This is a genomic window from Geobacter sp. (genome assembly GCF_030834625.1).
Lineage (GTDB): Bacteria > Desulfobacterota > Desulfuromonadia > Geobacterales > Geobacteraceae > Geobacter.
The window spans coordinates 49,409-68,090 of record NZ_JAUQXO010000063.1 but is presented as its reverse complement, the minus strand read 5'-3'; the positions used below and the strand labels follow the sequence as shown (position 1 = coordinate 68,090).

At 59.8% G+C, this 18,682-nt stretch carries 15 protein-coding genes and 1 riboswitch; of the genes, 12 read left to right on the top strand and 3 right to left on the bottom strand.

Annotation, left to right across the window (positions count from 1 at the left end):
- The first annotated feature begins 142 nt into the window (after positions 1 to 142).
- The 12 genes from RCH91_RS14920 to RCH91_RS14865 all read left to right on the top strand — a co-directional run bounded on the left by RCH91_RS14920 (position 143) and on the right by RCH91_RS14865 (position 9,225).
- Complete coding sequence (locus tag RCH91_RS14920; protein ID WP_306535768.1) at positions 143 to 1,237, top strand: flagellar basal body P-ring protein FlgI; 1,095 nt, start codon at positions 143 to 145, stop codon at positions 1,235 to 1,237.
- Between the two features lie 104 nt (positions 1,238 to 1,341).
- Positions 1,342 to 1,707 (top strand): rod-binding protein, encoded by a 366-nt coding sequence (locus tag RCH91_RS14915; protein ID WP_306535767.1) that lies wholly within the window; start codon positions 1,342 to 1,344, stop codon positions 1,705 to 1,707.
- Positions 1,704 to 1,997 (top strand): flagellar biosynthesis anti-sigma factor FlgM, encoded by a 294-nt coding sequence (flgM, locus tag RCH91_RS14910; protein ID WP_306535766.1) that lies wholly within the window; start codon positions 1,704 to 1,706, stop codon positions 1,995 to 1,997. Before RCH91_RS14915 ends, flgM begins: the two co-directional genes overlap by 4 nt.
- Positions 1,998 to 2,012: 15 nt before the next feature.
- Positions 2,013 to 2,510, top strand: a complete 498-nt coding sequence (locus tag RCH91_RS14905; protein ID WP_306535765.1) for a flagellar protein FlgN — start codon at positions 2,013 to 2,015, stop codon at positions 2,508 to 2,510.
- Between the two features lie 3 nt (positions 2,511 to 2,513).
- The gene (flgK, locus tag RCH91_RS14900) at positions 2,514 to 3,947 is read left to right on the top strand and encodes a flagellar hook-associated protein FlgK (RefSeq protein ID WP_306535763.1); all 1,434 of its coding nucleotides are present in this window, start codon (positions 2,514 to 2,516) and stop codon (positions 3,945 to 3,947) included.
- 36 nt (positions 3,948 to 3,983) lie between these two features.
- A complete protein-coding gene (gene flgL / locus RCH91_RS14895) occupies positions 3,984 to 4,880 on the top strand; it encodes a flagellar hook-associated protein FlgL (RefSeq protein WP_306535762.1) in 897 nt (298 codons plus the stop codon).
- Between the two features lie 24 nt (positions 4,881 to 4,904).
- Positions 4,905 to 5,141, top strand: a complete 237-nt coding sequence (gene csrA / locus RCH91_RS14890; RefSeq protein WP_306535761.1) for a carbon storage regulator CsrA — start codon at positions 4,905 to 4,907, stop codon at positions 5,139 to 5,141.
- 5 nt (positions 5,142 to 5,146) lie between these two features.
- A complete protein-coding gene (locus tag RCH91_RS14885; RefSeq protein WP_306535760.1) occupies positions 5,147 to 5,608 on the top strand; it encodes a flagellar assembly protein FliW in 462 nt (153 codons plus the stop codon).
- Between the two features lie 255 nt (positions 5,609 to 5,863).
- Positions 5,864 to 6,685: a flagellin gene (locus RCH91_RS14880; RefSeq protein ID WP_306535759.1), complete on the top strand. Its 822-nt coding sequence runs from the start codon at positions 5,864 to 5,866 to the stop codon at positions 6,683 to 6,685.
- A 218-nt stretch (positions 6,686 to 6,903) separates the two neighbouring features.
- Positions 6,904 to 8,328 (top strand): flagellar filament capping protein FliD, encoded by a 1,425-nt coding sequence (fliD, locus tag RCH91_RS14875; RefSeq protein ID WP_306535758.1) that lies wholly within the window; start codon positions 6,904 to 6,906, stop codon positions 8,326 to 8,328.
- Between the two features lie 45 nt (positions 8,329 to 8,373).
- Positions 8,374 to 8,802: a flagellar export chaperone FliS gene (gene fliS, locus RCH91_RS14870; RefSeq protein WP_306535757.1), complete on the top strand. Its 429-nt coding sequence runs from the start codon at positions 8,374 to 8,376 to the stop codon at positions 8,800 to 8,802.
- A 3-nt stretch (positions 8,803 to 8,805) separates the two neighbouring features.
- Entirely contained in the window at positions 8,806 to 9,225 is a 420-nt protein-coding gene (locus tag RCH91_RS14865; RefSeq protein WP_306535756.1) for a hypothetical protein, read from the top strand.
- Positions 9,226 to 9,470: 245 nt separating this feature from the next.
- Here RCH91_RS14865 and RCH91_RS14860 read toward each other — a convergent pair whose 3' ends face one another.
- From RCH91_RS14860 to RCH91_RS14850, 3 genes are all read right to left on the bottom strand, one after another.
- Complete coding sequence (locus RCH91_RS14860) at positions 9,471 to 15,458, bottom strand: carboxypeptidase regulatory-like domain-containing protein (protein ID WP_306535755.1); 5,988 nt, start codon at positions 15,456 to 15,458, stop codon at positions 9,471 to 9,473.
- Between the two features lie 42 nt (positions 15,459 to 15,500).
- Entirely contained in the window at positions 15,501 to 15,833 is a 333-nt protein-coding gene (locus RCH91_RS14855) for a hypothetical protein (protein WP_306535754.1), read from the bottom strand.
- 75 nt (positions 15,834 to 15,908) lie between these two features.
- Positions 15,909 to 15,988: riboswitch (cyclic di-GMP riboswitch) on the bottom strand.
- Between the two features lie 168 nt (positions 15,989 to 16,156).
- Complete coding sequence (locus RCH91_RS14850; RefSeq protein ID WP_306535753.1) at positions 16,157 to 18,676, bottom strand: 6-hydroxymethylpterin diphosphokinase MptE-like protein; 2,520 nt, start codon at positions 18,674 to 18,676, stop codon at positions 16,157 to 16,159.
- Positions 18,677 to 18,682 lie beyond the last annotated feature (6 nt).

The following is an 18,682-nucleotide window of genomic DNA, read 5'->3' as shown; positions in this document are numbered from 1 at the left end:
GCCCTTTCCGCAATCTCGGCGTTGGGCGTCGGAATTTCCTTGTGCGGCGTACCTCGGTACGCCTCCGCGGAATTCCTAGCCCGCCTTGACCTTGCGAAAAAATCGCGTTTCCGAACCGGCAGTGGTTTAAACGGAAAAAAACATGAAAAGAATTTTTGCACTGCTCATCTTTCTTCTGGCTCTTCCCCACCTGGCCCTGGCGGTCCGGATCAAGGACATCGCCAGCTTCGACGGCGTGCGGGAGAACCAGCTCATCGGCTACGGCCTCGTGGTGGGTCTCAACGGCACCGGCGACAGCGACCAGACCAACTTCCCGGTCCAGTCCCTGGTGAACATGCTGGAGCGGATGGGGACCACGGTGAACCGCAACGACATCACCGTGAAGAACGTGGCCGCCGTCATGGTGACCGCTAACCTTCCCCCCTTCGCCAAGCAGGGAACCCGGCTCGATACCCTCGTGTCGTCGGTGGGGGACGCCAAGAGCATCGCCGGCGGCACCCTCCTCATGACCCCCCTCAAGGGGGCCGACGGCCGGGTCTACGCCGTGGCCCAGGGAGGGGTGCTGACCAATTCCTTCTCTTACGGGGGACAGGCGGCATCGGCCCAGAAGAACCACCCCACCGCGGGGCGCATTCCGAACGGCGGCCTCGTGGAGCTTGAGCTTCCCAACGTGCTGGCCGACCGGGGACAACTCCGCCTCAACCTCCACCAGCCAGACTTCACCACCGCCACCCGCATCGCCCAGGCGGTGAATGACCGGTTCAAGGGTGGGATCGCCGCGGCCGCCGATCCAGGCTCGGTCATGATGACCCTTCCCGATGCATACAAGGCGCGGGTCGTGGAGTTCGTCTCCGAGATGGAGCGGCTCGACGTGCGTCCCGATGCCCTGGCCAAGGTGGTCCTCAACGAACGGACCGGCACCATCGTTATCGGCGACAATGTCAGAATCTCGACAGTGGCGGTTTCCCACGGCAACCTCACCCTCTACATTAAGGAAACCCCCAAGGTCTCCCAGCCCCAACCCTTCAGCAGGACCGGCGAGACGGCCGTGGTCCCCCGCACGGAGATCAAGGTGAGCGAGGATGGGGGAGGGCTCGCCGTGGTGAAAGAGGGGGCCAGCATCGGAGAGGTGGTCCGGGCTCTGAACGCCCTTGGGGTGACGCCGCGGGATTTGATCGGCATCCTCCAGGCCATTAAGGCCGCCGGCGCCATGCAGGCCGAGGTGGAAGTGATCTGATTGTGTCTGAAAACGTTGGCATGCAACGTGCTGCATGAAATGCGAGGACAAGGGCCTCGCATTTTTTTACTCAAGTTTTCGCGGATTTTGCCGAAAGGAACACCATGCAGACAACCATCCCCACCGACACCGTTCTTCAGGAGAGCGACGCCTCCCGTGCCCGGCAGCTGGCTGCCAGGGGGAACAACGCGAAGGCCGCCCGGAAGGTGGCCCAGGAGTTCGAGGCCATGTTTGTGGGCATGATGGTCAAGTCGATGCGCGAGACCGTGGGGAAAAACGAACTCACCGGCGGCGGCAAGGGGGAGGAGATCTTCCAGTCGATGCTTGACCAGGAGTACGCCACCGCCATCGCCACGAGCCAGGGGGGAATCGGGCTCGCAACCATGATCGAGAAACAGCTTGTCCGTGAAACGGCGGGCCGCACCGAAAATACGCCGGTTATCATTCCAAAGGGTGAAAGAAAACCATGACCGTAATCAACGATACCGTATCACTTTCCAGCGCCGCTGCCGTGCGCTCCCCAGCCGTGGAGAAGCAAGCCGCGCCCGCGCCGGCTCCAGCGGCAGGAGCGGTGTCATCGACGGACCGGGTGGAACTTTCTCTCGGCAAGTTGCAGGTGGAGCGGCTGAAGCAGGTGGCCCCGGCGGAAGAAACGATTCGCACCGACCGGGTGGCGGCCCTTAAACAGCAGGTGGCGGACAGCACCTACGCGGTCGATTCCCGGCGCGTGGCGGGCAAGATGCTGGCCCTGTTCCGCTAGGTAACGGAGGACGTAATGGCTTACGGCATGACCAATCTGGTGGATGTGCTCCACGCCCGCAGGGCGAGCATGGAGGAGATGGTCCGGCTTCTGTCTGAAGAACGGGAGGCGATCATCAGCTGCGATACCGAGCGGCTCCACGAGACGACCTCCCGCAAGCTGGAAGTGGCTGCCGCCATGGAAGTGCTCGACGGTAACTGTCGCCAGATCATGGCCCGGGAAGCGGAGCGCCTCGGCCTGCCGGCCAATGCCACTCTTACCCCAATCATCGGCCGGTGCGCCGCTGATGAAAAGGCTGACCTCGCGGCTTTGCAGGAGACGCTCGTTGGCCTCGCCGGCGAGATCCGGCGGATGGTGGACGACAACCGGCGGTTCCTGGGGAGTTCCCTCACCACCATCAACCGGTCCCTTGCCTTTTTCCAGAGCCGCTTCACCGTTTCCGAGACCTACGGCGGCTCCGGCCAGATGGTGGAGCGGGGCGCCAACTCAAGTTTACTCCGCAGGGAGATCTGACCCATGGCCATACAGAGCCTTCTTGACATCGGCAAGAGCGGTATCCTCGCCCAGCGGCTCGCCCTCGAAGTGACGAGCGAGAATATCACCAACGTCAATACCCCCGGCTACTCGCGGCAGACCACCATTTTCCAGACCGGCATCGTGACCGAAGAGCGCGGATTCCCCATGGGGACCGGGGTGAAGGTGGCGGAGATTCAGCGGGCCTACGACGATTTCCTCCAGACCCAGCTCAAGACCGAAGGCTCCACCAGCGGCTGGAGCACCACGGTCCTCAACGCCATGAGGCGGGCCGAGCAGCTCTTCAACGAGTTCACCGCCGACGGCCTCGGCAAGTCGATGCAGGAGTTCTTCAGCGCCTGGCAGGACCTGACCGCCAACCCCCAGGGGCAGCCCGAGCGGCAGGCGGTGCTGGCCCGGGCCCAGCAGCTTGTGGACCAGTTCCACCGGATCAACAGCTACCTTACCGACATCAAGCGCGAATCGAACCAGTCACTTGAGGGAATCACTGCCGACATCAACAACGACCTCACCCGGATTGCCTCCCTCAACGACCAGATCAAGATGATCGAGATCCGGGGCGCCCGGGCCAACGAACTGCGCGACCAGCGGGACCTGCTGGTGCGGCAGCTCTCGGAAAAGGTGGGGATCACCTACCTGGAGGATTCCGACGGCTCCATCAATGTGAGCCTCACCCTCGGCCAGCCGCTGGTGCTCGGCAACAAGGCCGCCAAGCTTTCCCTGGAGGCCGATGCCGCCAATAACGGCTTCTACAAGATCATGGCCGCCTCCCCCGGTGGCAATACCTCTGTGGACATCAGCACCATCGCCGGGGGCCCCGGCAACACCCAGGGGATCATGGGGGGGACCCTCCAGGTGCGCGATTCCCTGGTCAACGGGTTCCTGTCCGACCTTGATGAGCTGGCATCTACACTGGCAACGGAAGTCAATAGCCTCCATTCGGCAGGCTTCGGCCTCAACAGCTCCACGGGGCTCGATTTCTTCACCGCCCCGGCAGCCGTGGCAGGGTACAGCGGCCTGGGGGGGATTGATCTTGCCATCACCAAGACGGCCGACATCGCCGCGGCCGATACCGATCCGGCCACGGGGGGGACCGGCAACAACCTGAACTCCCGGGCCATCGCCGGCATCTACGACAAGGTGCTCGCCACCTCCGGCGGGAATATGACGATGGAAGGCTTCTACAACTCCCTGGTGGGCAAGGTCGGCGTCGCCGTGCAGGATTCCGAGCGGACCTCGACCCTGAGCGAAGGGATCATGAAGCAGCTTGAGAACCTGCGGGAGTCCCAGTCGGGGGTATCCCTGGATGAGGAACTTGCCAACCTCATCAAGTACCAGAAGGCTTACGAAGGGGCCGCAAAGCTGATCAATGTCGGCACTGAGATGCTGGACACGGTCCTCGGGCTCATCCGCTAGCGGGATCGTTCGAGTGCGGAAACGGAGAAAAGACCTATGCGCGTAACCCAGAACACGACGGCAAACCTTGTGACGAATAACCTGCAGGTGATCCGCAGAAGGACCGAGGATCTCCAGCAGCAGGCCTCCACGGGGATCAAGGTGAGCAAGCCGAGCGACGACCCGGTAACGGCCCAGCAGATCCTCAACCTCAAGGCCCGGGTGGCCGCCGGCGACCAGTACGGCAGGAACATCTCCAACGGCATTGCCTGGCTCACCATGGGGGAATCGGCCATGTCCGAGATGGGGGGCGTTTTGACCCGGGCCAAGGAGCTTACACTCCAGATGGTCACCGGCACCAATAACCCCGATGCCGTCACCGCCGGCATCAACGAGCTGAACCAGCTGAAGCAGCAGTTCATCATGATGGGGAATACCCAGATGAATGGCAAGTATATCTTCGGCGGATTCAAGAATGACACCCTTGCTTTCGATACGGCGGGAAACTTCCTCGGCACCGACGATGCACTGATGGTGGAGGTTGACCGGGGCGCCCCGGTTCAGATCAACTACTCGGGCGGCGATCTCCTGCGGGGAGGGACCCCGCCGGGGAGCACCGGAACCGACATCGTTGCCGCCTTCGACAATCTCATCACCGCCCTCGGCGCCAACGACATCGCAACGGCGCGGGCGCAACTGGACGAGTTTGATAATGGTCTTGGCCAAGTACTTGCCTTCCGCACTGACATTGGTGCCAGGAGGAATCGCCTCGATGCGGCCAATGGTGTCATCGAGGAGATGAAATTCAGCATCACCAAGATCATGTCGGACAAGCAGGACGTGGACATCATGCAGGTCATCAGCGACCTGTCCAAGCAAGAGACTGCGTTCGAGGCGGCCATGGCGGCCTCGGCAAAAATATCCCAGGTTTCGCTTCTCGACTACCTCAGGTAAGAGAGGGAACGCCAGGAGGGCAACATGTTGGTTCTAACGAGAAAAATGGGCGAGACGATCACCATCGGCGACCAGATCAGGATCAAGGTGGTGGAGATGAAGGGAAACCAGGTGCGCCTCGGTATCGAAGCCCCCGGCGACATGCGCATCTACCGGGAGGAGATCTATCTCAAGGTGCAGAAGGAAAACCAGATTGCCGCAACCTGGAGTCTTGACGATCTTGAGCAGGCCGTCAATTTCGCCGCGGGCCAGAAGGAGTGACCGACGTGAACATAGCAACTTCCCGCTTTGGACAGCTAGAAATAAGCGACGACAAGATTATTACCCTCCCCGACGGGATGCCGGGCTTTTCCGAAAGCCGCTTTACGCTCATCAATCCCGAAAAACATGCACCGTTTTGCTGGCTTCAGTCGCTGGACAATCCCGATCTTGCCTTCGTCGTGGTGGATGCGCGTGAGACATTCCCTGCTTACGCTGTCTCGCTCACCTCTGACGAATATGAGCGGCTGGCCCTCGACAAGAAGACAGAAGTCATCGTTCTCCTCGTGGTGACGCTTGCCTCCGATCCGGCTGCCATAACGGTTAACCTCCAGGGGCCGATCGTGCTCAATCCCGACGGGATGCTGGCGAAGCAGATCGTCCTCGAAGGGAGCAGGTTTCCGACCAGGCACCCCCTCTTCGAAGCGGCTAAAGCCGATAGTGACGCCGACGCCTGTTGCGTTTTGTAACTTTGGCTATCGGCTAACGTGCTGTAATGAGAGCCTTCCGTGTCGATCGGGAGGCTTTTTTAAAAAAATCTGGAATCACGCAATTTTTTTCTAAAGTTTTTTTTGACCCCGCCGATACCTTAACTAAAGGCAGCAAGCGCACGGAAAATCCCGCCGGCCATCGCCGGGGCCCAGGCGAAAAATGGCGAGATCGACCAAGCGCACACACTAAAGGGGTACGGAAACCCCAAAACAAACTCACGGAGGATTTACACCATGCCACTCACAGTCAACACTAACGTAGCCGCCCTGAACGCCCAACGTAACCTCAACCTGACCCAGGTTGGCCTCAACAAGTCTCTCCAGCGCCTCTCTTCCGGTCTCCGGATCAACAGCGCCGCCGACGACGCCGCCGGTCTGGCAATCTCCGAAGGGATGCGGGCCGAGATCCGCTCCATGAACCAGGCCATCCGTAATGCCAACGACGGTGTATCCATGGTGCAGGTTGCTGAAGGCGCCCTGAACGAGGTAAGCAACATCCTGGGCCGTATGCGCGAACTGGCCACCCAGGCTGCTACCGGTACTGTTGCCACAGCTCAGCGTTCCTACATCAACAGCGAATTCGGCCGCCTCGCTTCCGAAATCACCCGTATCGCTAATGCGACGCAGTTCAACGGCATCAGCCTTCTTGCTGCCGCAAAACAAGTCGACATTCAGGTTGGCGTCAAGAACATCGCTGCCAACGACCGGATCGCTGTTTCCCTCGCGGCGATGGATGCTGCTACTCTGACCGTCAACACCGCCATCAACACCTCCTCGAACGCTCAGACCATGCTCGACACCCTCGATACCGCCATCCAGACGGTTTCCCAGCAGCGCGCGCTCCTTGGTGCCGCCCAGAACCGGTTCCAGTCGGTCATCAACAACCTCCAGGTTTCGGTGGAGAACACCTCGGCCGCCGAATCCCGCATCCGCGACGTAGACGTGGCTGCCGAGTCCGCAACGCTTACCCGCGGCAACATCCTGACCCAGGCCGGCACCGCCATCCTGGCCCAGGCAAACCAGCTGCCGCAGAACGCACTTTCACTCCTGCGGTAACACAGGTACTCCAATGATGGTACTAGGGGGAGGCTTCGGCCTCCCCTCTTTTTTTGACTTCGGGTCACAAGATTCTATTCAAGTTTTTGACGTTCCGGCCGATATCTTTTAGTAGAAGGATCGTGTTTTTTGAGGTCTCTCCAGGGATGGAACCCTGAGGCTTTGTATGACGGAGAGTGGTGCCGTAATTGCAGGGTCAGATAAAGGAGGAACTTGTCATGGCAGGCATCAATTTCAGCGGGCTGGCAAGCGGCATCGATACTCAGTCGATGATTACGCAGCTCATGTATCTGGAACGCGCTCCCGAGCGGATTCTCCAGACGAAGCAGAAGAAACTCCAGAGCCAGGTCGACCTGTACAAGCAGATCAAGGACGCCTTGTCCGAGCTTCAGAAGTCCGCCCAGGGGATCAAGACCAGTTCCACTTTCAAGGGGCTCAAGACGGAGGTGGGCGACAGCTCCGTCCTGACGGCATCAGCCTCGAGTACCGCCATGGAGGGGATTCACACGGTCGAGGTGACTACTCTTGCCCGCTCCCAGCGTCAGGTTTCCATCGGTTATGCGAGCAGTTCATCCCTCACCTTCAATACCGGCTCATTCACCATTGACGACGGAGCGGGAACTGTCAAAACGGTTACCATCGCTGAAGGGCAGAACTCCCTCAATGGGATCGTGACGGCCATCAACGAGTCCGGGGCGAACGTCTCGGCCTCCATCATCAACGACGGTTCCGGAGCTCCAAACCGTCTTGTCATTACCGGCAAGGACACCAAGAACTACACCGTTGACTTCAGCGGCCTTGCCGTGCCGCCGGCCGGCGGAACCGGCGCCCTGGCACCGACGCTTCTCGGGGCCGGCGACCCCACGTATCAGGCCGGAACCGCTGCCAGCTTCAAGGTCGATGGCGTCACGATCACGCGCACGTCCAACACCGTGACCGATGTCTTGCCGGGAGTAACGCTGACCCTCCTCAAACAGGGGGTCACCACCTCGGTTACCGTCACCAACGATACGGACAACGTAACCACAAAAATCAATGACTTCGTCAAGGAATTCAACGATGCCCTGACCCTCATCAACAAGCAGTCCGTCTATGACTCCACCGGCAAGACCACCGGCGCTCTTGCGGGCGACTCTACTCTGCGCAACGTCCAGAGCCAGCTGCAGAGGTTGGTCACTACCCCCGTTTCGGGGGCGAGTGGCGCCTACAAGACCCTTGCGTCGATCGGTATTACCAGCGACTCAAAAACAGGTACCCTTTCCGTAGATGCTGCCAAGCTCACGGATGCCCTGAAGAGCGATTTTGACGGGGTCGTTGATCTCTTCACCCATAACGGCGACAAGACGGGCCTGGCGGATAACCAGTACGGGCTTGCCCAGCAGTTTAACCTGGCTCTCGATCGGGTCACCCACAGCTACACCGAGGGGTCAACCAACAATGGTCTCATCGAGAGCAGGATTTACGGGCTTACTAAATCCATCAAGGACATCAATAAGCAGATTGAATCCATGGAACTCCGGATGGAAAAACGCGAAGAAGTTCTCAAAAGAAAATTCTCCGCTATGGAAAGCATGATCAGCAGTCTGACCAACCAGGGCAACAGTCTATTAAGCGCCATCAGTGGCTCAATTATGGGCAGCTAGCAGCGATTACAAGGAAGTTCTGCGCCAGCCAGGAGGTTTACAGTAATGGTAACTGCGTTCAACCAATACCAGAATACCCAGGTCACCACGGCAACCCCGGAGAAGATTCTCCTGATGCTCTACGATGGCGCCATAAACTTCACGCGCATCGCCCGGGAGAGATTGGAGCAGGGGGATGTGGCTGGGAAGGCGAAATTCATCGGCAAGGGATTGGCAATTGTCACCGAACTGATGAACACCCTTAACCACGACGTCGGTGGAGAGATATCTCAAAGGCTGGAGCAGCTCTATGTCTATATTATTGATGAGTATACGGCGGCCAATGTAAACAACTCAGTGAAGTCGCTGGACAATGCTCTCAGAATTCTCACTATACTTCGGGATACCTGGGCCGAGGCTATTGATATCTGGCGCAAGGAGCGGTTAGCGGGCGGCGCACCCGAGCAGCGGCTTCCGGCCCAGGCAGCGGTTTAGTCCATGGATTTTTTAGAAGCGTCAAAGCTTGCCGCCGAGGCAGAGATTCTATTAGGACAACTACTTGAGGAGGCGGTCAGCCTCCTCAGGAATTTTGATACGTCCACTCCGGAAGAGCTTGAGGCAACGATACGGAGACGTGAGGCGATCCTGGAACGTTTCCATGCCATTGACGGCCTTGTGAACCGCCGACTGGAGGACCTAAGTCCACAGGAGCTTGTACAGCTCGAGGATTTCAAGCGATCCCGGGAGGAGCTCGCCAGGAAGATCCTGGAGACCGACTCGCTCATCATCGCGCTAGCCCAGGAACAACTCTCCGAAATCAAGGGCGACCTTGCCACGCTGGCCAAGGGGAAAAACGCCCTTCATGCCTATGAAGGCAGTTCCGTGGTGCGGTCCGGAACCTTGAATGATTCCGCATAGGTTTCCTCTGCTGGTGCCTATTTCCCCCCGCCACCTTTTTCCCCTCTGATCACGTTGATTCACCCACCACAAACCCTTCTTATCGCTTCCCGTCTTTGTCAATAATCAGCAGTCTGATCCGAGGGCGTCATGTTCCCCGGAGTGTATCGGGCTATTTCTGGTCAGTCCCCGGTCCAAAAACGACGAAGTCCCGTGGGATTAACCACGGGACTTCGCTTAACAATACAACGTCGAATATCTGCCGATCAGGGAGACAGGCTGAAGAGCTTCGAAGCGCTTCCTTCCATGGTGGCGGCAGAGCCTGCGTTGCGAATCACGGTCCTGATTGAGTAGGTATTAGGCGCTTTGCCCGCGGTATCCCATATCCAGGTAGTGTCGCTGCTGTACTCCTGTTTTCTTGCCCAAACGCCAGCTTCCATCATTTCGAACGCGTATTCGTAGCTCCCGGTTCCTCCGTTTCCGGTGGCGGTAAGGGTGATCTGTGTGCCCACCCGCTGCGGGCTGACGGGCGAGACGGCCAGGGTAACCGTCGGCTTGGGCGGAGAAACGAGCGTGTAGCTCATTGAGGCTGATCCCTGTGACACCGCCGTAGAACCCGCATTGCGTATCAATACCTTGATAGTGTACGTCGTGTATTTTTTGCCCGTGGTGTCCCAGGTGAAGGCGTTGGCACTGCTGTATGCCTGCACGGTATTCCAGGCCCCATCGTATACCTGGAACGCATACTCATAACTGCCGGTGCCGCCGGTTCCGGTGGCGGTGAACGTTATCTGCGTTCCAACCAGTTGCGGGGTGGCCGGATTTGCCGTGAATGTTACCCTTGGGATTGGCGGGGCGGAAAGAGCATAGTTGAGCGTTGCACTCCCTTCCGATGCTGTGGTCGAACCGGTGTTGCGAATGAGCACGCCGACCTGATAGGTAGTGGCGATCTTTCCGGTTGTGTCCCATGTCCAGGTAGTGGCGCCACTGTAAGCCTGCATGGTTCTCCATGCGCCGGCCTCGAATACCCTGAATTCGTATTCATAGCTGCCGGAACCGCCGCTGCCCGTGGCGGTAAAGGTGACCTGGGTTCCCGCCACCTGTGGACTTGCCGGGGCGGCTGCCAGTTGCACGGTCGGCTTTGGCGGTGCTGAAAGAACATAGTTGAGCGCCGACGCGCCTTCCGATGTGGCGGAGGAACCGGCGTTGCGGATCAGCACCTTGACTGAGTAGGTGGTGGCCGCCTTGCCCGTGGTGTCCCAGGTCCAGGTGTTTGAGCTGCCATAGGGCTGGGCGGTTACCCATGCGCCCCCTTCAATAATCTGGAATGAATACTCGTAGGTTCCGGTTCCTCCGCTGCCGGTAGCGGTGAAGGTGACCGGGGTTCCGATGAGTTGCGGGCCGGCGGGGTCGGCGACCAGCTTTACCGTCGGCTTCGGCGGCGCGGCCAGTGTGTAGCCCAGGGCTGCCATCGCATCATAGGCTGCCGTCGAACCGGCGTTGCGGATGATCGCCCTGACGGAATAGCTGGTGAGGGGACTGCCGGTTGTGTCCCATGTCCACGAGTTGGCAGTGCCGTAGGGCTGCTTCGTCGTCCAGGCCCCGGCTTCCATAACCTGGAATGCGTACTCATAGCTGCCGATGCCGCCGCTGCCGGAGGCCGTGAAGGTGACCGGGGTCCCCGACATCTGCGGGCTTGCCGGAGAGACCGACACGGTTATGGTGGGCTTCGGCGGGGATGAGAGGGTGTAGACAAGGGCTGCGGAATCTTCGGAGGCTGCCGTGGAGCCTGCATTGCGGATCAGCACCCTGAGGTTATAGGCCGCGGCGGCTTTGCCCGTTGTGTCCCACGTCCAGGTGTTGACGGGGCTGTAATCCTGTGTGGTTTGCCAGACAGTCCCTTCCCTTACCTGGAAGGCATATTCGTAGCTTCCCCTGCCGCCGCTGCCGGTGGCCGTAAAGGCGACGGTACTGCCGACCAGTTGCGGACTCGGCAGTTCGGCTGCCAACGTGACGGAGGGCTTGTCACTGACGAACTGAGCCGTAACGGTGCAGTCGGCGGTTATGGGGCCGGTGGTGAAGGTATCGCCCGAGAGGGTACCACCGCAGCCGCTGGCGGAGCCGATCATGTAGCCGGTGGACGGGGTCAGGGTAAAGGAGATGGTGTTTCCTTCCAGAACGGTCTGCACGGTGCTGGGGGAGATGGTTCCGTATGTCGTGGCGGCGGGGGTCACCTTCCAGTAGCGCGGGGCAGCGCTCGTGGTGAACGAGATCACTTCACTTTCGGACTGGTTGCCGGTGGTGTCGGCCGAAATTGCCTTCACATAGTACGTGGTCTCGGCCGCCAGGTTCGTGAGGGTAATGTCGTGCTTTTCCCTGAGCCCCGGTGTTGCCGACTGGTTGTTGAGCAGGTCGGCGGCAAGGCCGAAGACGACCTGGGTGGTCGAGGGCTCGCTGGTGGTCCAGTAGACGACCGCCTGGGTTTCGGTGATGCCGGTTACCATCGGGGTTGTCATGTCGGGTCCGATCGTGTCGGCGGCTCCCTTGGTGGTGAAGGTATAGATCGAGCTCGTGGTCGGGCCGTTGCCCTTCGGGTCGTACGATACCACGTAGTAGGCGTAGGTGGTGGCTGGCTGGAGGTTGGTCAGGACCACCACGTGCTCCTTGAGGTACTTGGTCTCGCCTTCGAAGTTGTCCATGGGCTGACCCTGGATGCCGAAGTAGACGCGGGAGTCGGCGGCCCGGTCGGTGCGCCACTTGATGCTCGCCTTGCTGTCGGTGATACCGATGGCGATCGGGCCGTCGATGATCTGCGGGGCTGCCGTGTCCGGCGGGTTGAGGGTGGTGAAACTGACCGGGGCCTTGACGACTGCACCGTCAACACTGGCGGAGACAACCGTTGCGTTATAGGGGGTGTTCTGGGCCAGGTTGCCGATGGTCAGCTGGTGCCTTTTGTCCCGCTTGGCGTCGGAAACCCGCAGCGTGCCGGGAACGCCTGCCGCGGTGTACTCGATAACCGAGTCGGCCGGGATGTCGGTCTCCCAGGCGATGGTGGCCAAGTCGTAGGAGAGGTGAACCACATCCGGTCCTTTCGTGATGACGAGGGACTTCGCCCTGGGGAGGGTGTCGGTGGTGAAGGTGAGGATCGTGCTCACCGTGGGGCCGTTGCCGACGGCATCCTTGGAACTCACGCGGAAGTAGTAGAGGGTCCCCTGCTCAAGTCCGGTGAGGGTAATGGTGTGATGGGTGACCAGGGCGGCTTTCCCCTCGCTGCTCCCGAGGGCATCGGTCTTACCGAATTCCACGAGGCTGTCGGCGGGCTCGTCGGTGCGCCAGAAGATGACCGCTGACTGGTGAGTCGTGTGGACCACCACCGACCGCTCGATAATGACAGGTGGCGTGGTGTCGGGGGTTGAAAGAGTTTTGAACGTGGCCGGCTGACTCAGGGCCGGGCCGTTTCCGAGGGCATCCTTGGAGGAAACGGTATAGGTGTGCATCGTGGATGGTTTGAGCCCCGTCAGGCGCACCGAATGGTCGGTTACCCGGCCGGCGTCCGCGGTGACGCCGTAGGCGACGCCGTCGTTGTAGGAAACGCCGCTGGTGGCTGGTTCGTCGGTCTTCCAGAGGATAGTGGCCTCCGTGTCGGAGATGTTGACCGCCATGGGGCCCTCGACGATCAACGGCGCCGTCGTGTCGGCCGCGGCCAGGGTTCTGAAGGATACGACGGCGCTGGTGGTCGGGCCGTTCCCCTTCAGGTCCTTTGCCGCTACTTTTACATAGTAGAGGGTGTTGGCTGCAAGCCCCGTGAGGGGGAGCCGGTGGCCGGTTGTCTGGGTTGTGTCATTCTTGGCTGTACCAGGGTTGCTGGTCAGCCCGTAGTAGAGGGTTCCCGTGGAGGGCTCGTCGGTGGCCCACTCCACCGTGGCGCTGTTCTGGGTGATGGAGGTGACGGTCGGCCCTTCGAGGATAACGGGAGGCGTGGTGTCGGCAAGCTGCTTGGTGCGGAACGAAACCACCGGGCTGTTGACCGGGCCGTTGCCCGACGTGTCGGTGGCCGCCACGCTGACGTAGTAGATGGTGTCGGCAAGAAGGCCGCTCAGTGTCTGGGAGTGGACAGACTTCGGAGTCGCGATGGAGTGTCCGGATGCCGGCGGGTTGGCGGTGCCGTACTTGAGCTCTGCCGTTGTCGGTTCGCTGGTCTGCCATTCGACCACGGCCGAGGAGTTGGTGATGGCCGAGACGGAGGGACCGGAAACCACCACCGGCGGTTTCGTGTCGGGGAGGTCTAGGATGATGTTCTGGAGGATGTCGCTCGTGTAGTTAAGACTCCTGAGCATCTGCGGCGAGAATCCGCTGCCGGTCGGAGGGGTGATGTTGACGGAGTAGCCGTTGTACCGGGGCACGTAGAAGGTGTATGAGCCGCCGGCGTCGGAGGTCACGGATTCGGAGTAGAGAATGAAATCCGACAAAGAGGTATATCCGATGCTCAGGGAGACCCCCGCGATTGGCACGCCGTTGCTGTCGGTGGTCTTGCCGGATATCGTCGTCAGGTTGAGCGTGAAGTCTCTGGTGCCGCCGGTGGTGAAAGTCTGGCCGTAGAAGTAGAGGCGTGAACTGAGGGGGACGTGGTTGGCGGTTCCCTTTACGGGGGAAATGATCACGTCGTAGGAACCGGCGGAAAGCGTGACGGAATAGGCGCCGGCGGAGCTGGTGTTGATCTGTTTCGCGATGCTGCCGGTCCCTGAGTAGTAGAAGTAGACGGTGGCGTTCTGAACCGGAGTGCCGTCGGAGCTTAGCACGGTGCCGTCCACCGTTATCGCGGAATTCAGGGCGAAATCCCTCACTGTGTCGGTCAGGAAGCTCAGACCGGTAGATACGGTCGGGGCGAGGGCGGTATTTCCGGCCGGCGGCGAGACGTTCAGCGTGTGGCCGTTGTATGTGGGGAGATAAAGGGTGTAGTTGCCGTTCACGTCCGAAACGGCCGATTCACTGTACAGGATGAACTGCGAGGAGTTGTAGACCATTTGCGCCATGAGCGTTGCGCCGGCCACGGCCGTTCCGCCGCCGTCGACGACCCTGCCGGTCACCGTTGCTATGCCGAGCACGAAATCCTTGGCGGTTGCGGCGGAGAAGTTCTGCCCGTTGAAGTAAAAGCGCGCGCTATACGGGACATGGTTCGCCGTCCCTTTGGCGGCGGATATCATCACGTCGTAGGTGCCCGGAGAGAGGGTTGTGGAATACGCGCCGGTTGTTCCGGTCGTCACGGTTTTCGCCGCGGTCGACGTGCCCGCATAGTTGAAGTAGATCGTTGCACCCTGGACGGCGGTGCCGTCGGAGCTCGTCACGATGCCGGAGACGACAAGGGCCGAATTGAGGACAAAGTCCCTGGCGGTGTTTGCAGTGAGGTTCAGCCCGGAATACATGGTCGGGGCCAGAGCCGTATTTGATGAAGGAGGAGTGACGTTGACGGTGAAGCCGTTGTATGACGGCAGGTAGAGTGTGTAATAGCCGCCGGCGTCGGAGGTTGCGGTCTCCGACACCAGATAGAAGCCGGACGTGATGAGAGACACAACCGACAGGGATGCGCCGGGAACGGGCGTCCCGCCGCCGTCGGTGACTTTCCCCGTAACGCTCACCACGTTGAGAGTCAAATCCCTGGTTCCCGATGTCAAAACGGTTTGGCCGAGAATGTAGAATCGTGCGGATGCGGGTACGTGATTGGCGGTTCCCTTCGTTGCGGAAACTTCAATGTCGTAGGTTCCCGGCGAGAGGGATAAGCCGTAGGCCCCCGCCGTATCGGTCGTGCAGTTCCTGGCGACTGTGGACGTCCCGGTATACTTGAAGCTTACGGTGGCATTCTGTACGACGGTTCCGTCAGAACTTTTCACCGTTCCGGAAACGGTGACGGCCTGCTGCATCAGCACAACGTTCTGGGTCACATCCGCGCCGCTCACCGTGATGCCGTTTACGCTCGACTGGCTGAAGCCGCTTCCGGCGGGCGGGCTGACATTCAGATTATAGATGCCGTTGCCGGCCGAGAACCCGTATCCCCCGCTGCTGTTGGACGTCGTGCTCGACAGGTTGGAGAAGGTCGACGCGTTAATCAGGTCAACCTTCGCATTGGGGAGCGGGTTGCTTCCCCCATAGATAGTTCCCTTCAGCTGGTAGGCGAAGGCATCCGGGCCGAGGGCCAAGATCACGAGAGCGATCACCGCCATAAGGCCTGTCGCAGCTTTGTGCAATCCGCGTTTCATACCATCCTCCTTGCAAAGACCGGTTTGCGGGGTCCGATTTAATTATAGTAAGGGTTGCAATACCAAGGCAGTGTCGCCCGACGCGATGATTCCCGCGGGCAACGTGATGGGGATGAATTCGGCGCCTCCGGGTTCTTTGGCGGTGATGAGGGCCGCTGAGAAATCATTCGTCGGGAAAAGGAAATAGCCGTTGCTATCGGTGGAGAGGGCAAACTCGAGGCGGCTGTCGACGAGTATCGACACCGAGAGGTCGGCGGCGGGCCTGCCGTCGGGGTAGATGACCCTCACACCTCCTGCCATGGAGGGTGCAGTCATGAAGGCGAGGAGGATAAAAGTCGTGCAACACACTAGCATCATTGATTTTTTCGTGTTCATAACAACCTCCTTGCCGCGAATAAAAAAGGCCTGCCATCTATGAATAGATATACGGCAGGCCCGTTCTTGCGCCATTTCGACAGCCCCTCTATCCTGCACGATGCAGGATGGTAGCTTTGTGCCGCCTGGTTACCCAGGGTTTACCATTTCGATGGCTTGCAACGATTCGATTGTACCCTGGCCGGTGCGGACAGGGTGGATGATTCATTTTGTAAATTAAGGTCTTAGTTGCTTTATCGGTGATGTTTAACAGAACTTTAGAAAAAAATGCACGGGACACTTCCCGTGCATTTTTAAGTGGTGGGAGTCGTTTGAATGTGTGGTCAGGCTGGAACCGCAGTCCCCAGTTCCTGAAGCACGGCTGTTGCCGCACTGTTATTGGGGGCCTTTTCAAGGACTCGCCGGAAGAGTTCCGTGGCTGGTTCGATTAGTCCCGCCTCTTTGCTGAGGAGGCCAAGGGTTACCAGCGCTGCGACATCGTCGGGGGCAAAACCCAGGTAGCGGTTATAGGCGTCGAACGCTTCCTCGAACCGTCCGATGGCCTTGAGCAGGTCGCCATAGGGGGGGAGATAGGAGGGAGATACTCCTATGAGGCACTCCATGGCAAGGAGCGAGTTGTCCAGGTCATGGCATTTCAAGGCAAGGGACGCGAACTGCAGCAGCGCATCTTCTGTCAGTGCGTGGGGGGGATCGGTGAACAGGTTTTCATAGTGGGACACCGCTTCCTGGGGGTCATCCCGCAACTCCGCAAGGAGCCCGTTCACGAAATGAATGTAGGGGAGCGCCTTTTCCTGGTCGGGGTGCTTCTGGAGCCCAAGGGCCATGGTTTCCAGCTCCGCGCACTCGCCGCGCACGAAGAGAAGCAGCGCCTTGCTGCGGGTATGGATGAGATCGTGAAGCTGTTCGAGCAGTTTGATTTGTGATGTCTCTTCCTCGGTCATGGAACGGGTGAATTCCGCTTCGAGTTCCCGTACCTTTTCCTGCTCGGCGGCGGTCAGCGCTGCCGCACGTTCCGGATGCCGCTGCCGCCAGACATGGAGCCGGCCGAATTGCTGGTCCTTTTCCCATTGGGAAGCCAGCGCGCTGAAATCGGGAGATTCCTTTTCCTCTTCCAGTCGCGAAGCGACCCTCTCGGTGGTGTCATCCAGAATCCTGATCAGGTTTTCGGTCCCTTCGACGTACGCTTCGTAATACTGGCGGGTGGCGGCCTCAACCTGCTCGTCAGTCAGTTCCTCCGCCTGGGATGCCCCTTTGAGGCTGACGAGGAACCGTTTGATGCCAAACTGTTTCACCAGTCTGGTGTAGTCGCCGAGACTCCGGTCGAGCCGCCGTTCGATCTTGTCCATCTGGACCTTGTGCCGAAAGTCCTGCTTCTTGCCGTTCCGTCCAAAGAGTCCGTCGCAGTGCCGGAGGGCGTCGTTGCAGAGGTTCAGGGTCTCCTGCAGCTTGCCCCGCATGCGGGAGAGTTCCTTGCTGACGGTCCTGTAATGGGCGATCCGTTCTTTTGACGTCGCTCGGGGAATGCGGGCCGCGAGTATGTCGCTGGTGGACGATTCGGCAGGGGGAAGCTCGAACTCGTCAAGGGCTTTGTAGTCGATAAGGGGGATTTTTGCGGCACCGAGCGAACAGTTGTAGACGCGGGCGCCGAGGTTGCGGGCCCAGTGCGCCTGAATCTTCAGCTCGTCGAGGGATTCCAGGTAACCGCGGTTGGAGTCGGCATAGCCGCCGCCGTAGGTCTCGACACGGGGTGCCACCTGACCCAGGTCCGGCCCCACCTTGTTCTCGTTGCTGCCCGCGGCGTGGGTCTGCCCTTCCGCGGAGAAGCAGAGGTTGACCCCGGCGAGTATGATCGTTGTGCACCCCAGATTGACGGCCAGGGAGAGGCCGTAGTTGCTGACCGTCGGGCCGCTGAATTGAAGCGTGTTGACGTTCAGGTCCGTTTTCCAGGGGAACAGGTGGTTGCTGTATACTGATTCCCCTCCCCACTGGCTCAGGAGCAGGGGGGATACGTGGTGGCTGTTGACCAGGAGGGGGGGATTGGGGAGGCCGGCGAAACGGAGCATTTCCCGACTTACGTCGAAGCTGATCTTCTGGGGGTCCACCGACACCACAAAGTGGGGGACGATCCCTTCATCGAGAAGGATCCTGCTGATCCGCGACACGGCAATGACGACCAGTTGGTCGCGGTTCTCCCTGATCCAGGGAAGCGCCGCGTTGAGGGACGGCCCGCCAGCCAGAACGATTGCCGTCCGGCCGGGGAGAAGATTGTGGAGGACAGTGGAAACGGCGAGCCGGTTTTCCGGGAGGTTTTCCAGCTGCTTCAAAATGAACGGGGCACTGTTGTTGGCTACTTGTATCCGGTGGATGCTTGTCATCAGCTGCTGGCTGATGGTCCAGGACAGATTCCTGTATTCCGAGAGATTGGCATCGGTTGCGGCAAGGGAGTCGAGAAAGAGGACCGCATCGAGAAAGATAAAGTCGCTTATCTGGTATTCTTTGGCCCTTTTCTGCCACGAGCCGGAGGTCGTTACTGAAATTTCGGCCGGCAGGTCTTCCAGCAGACCCGATTCCTCCAGGGCGCTGAGGACTTCCGGCAATTCGATGAAGAGAAAGCGCGACCCCGTCGGTATTCCGGAATTGACGATGTGACGTACCAGCATTCCGGAATCGGTGCCGATGATGACAGTGAACTGGTATTCGGCTGAGAGCCTTTCACCGAAGTGGGTCCGGTAGAGGGCATCGGAGCCGATCCTGTTGAAGGCGTTGCGGTTGACGGAATAGAGGTAGCGGTCGCCGAAATCGTTAGTCAAAAAAGATCCGAGAGAGTGCCCGGCAGTTTCCATGATGAT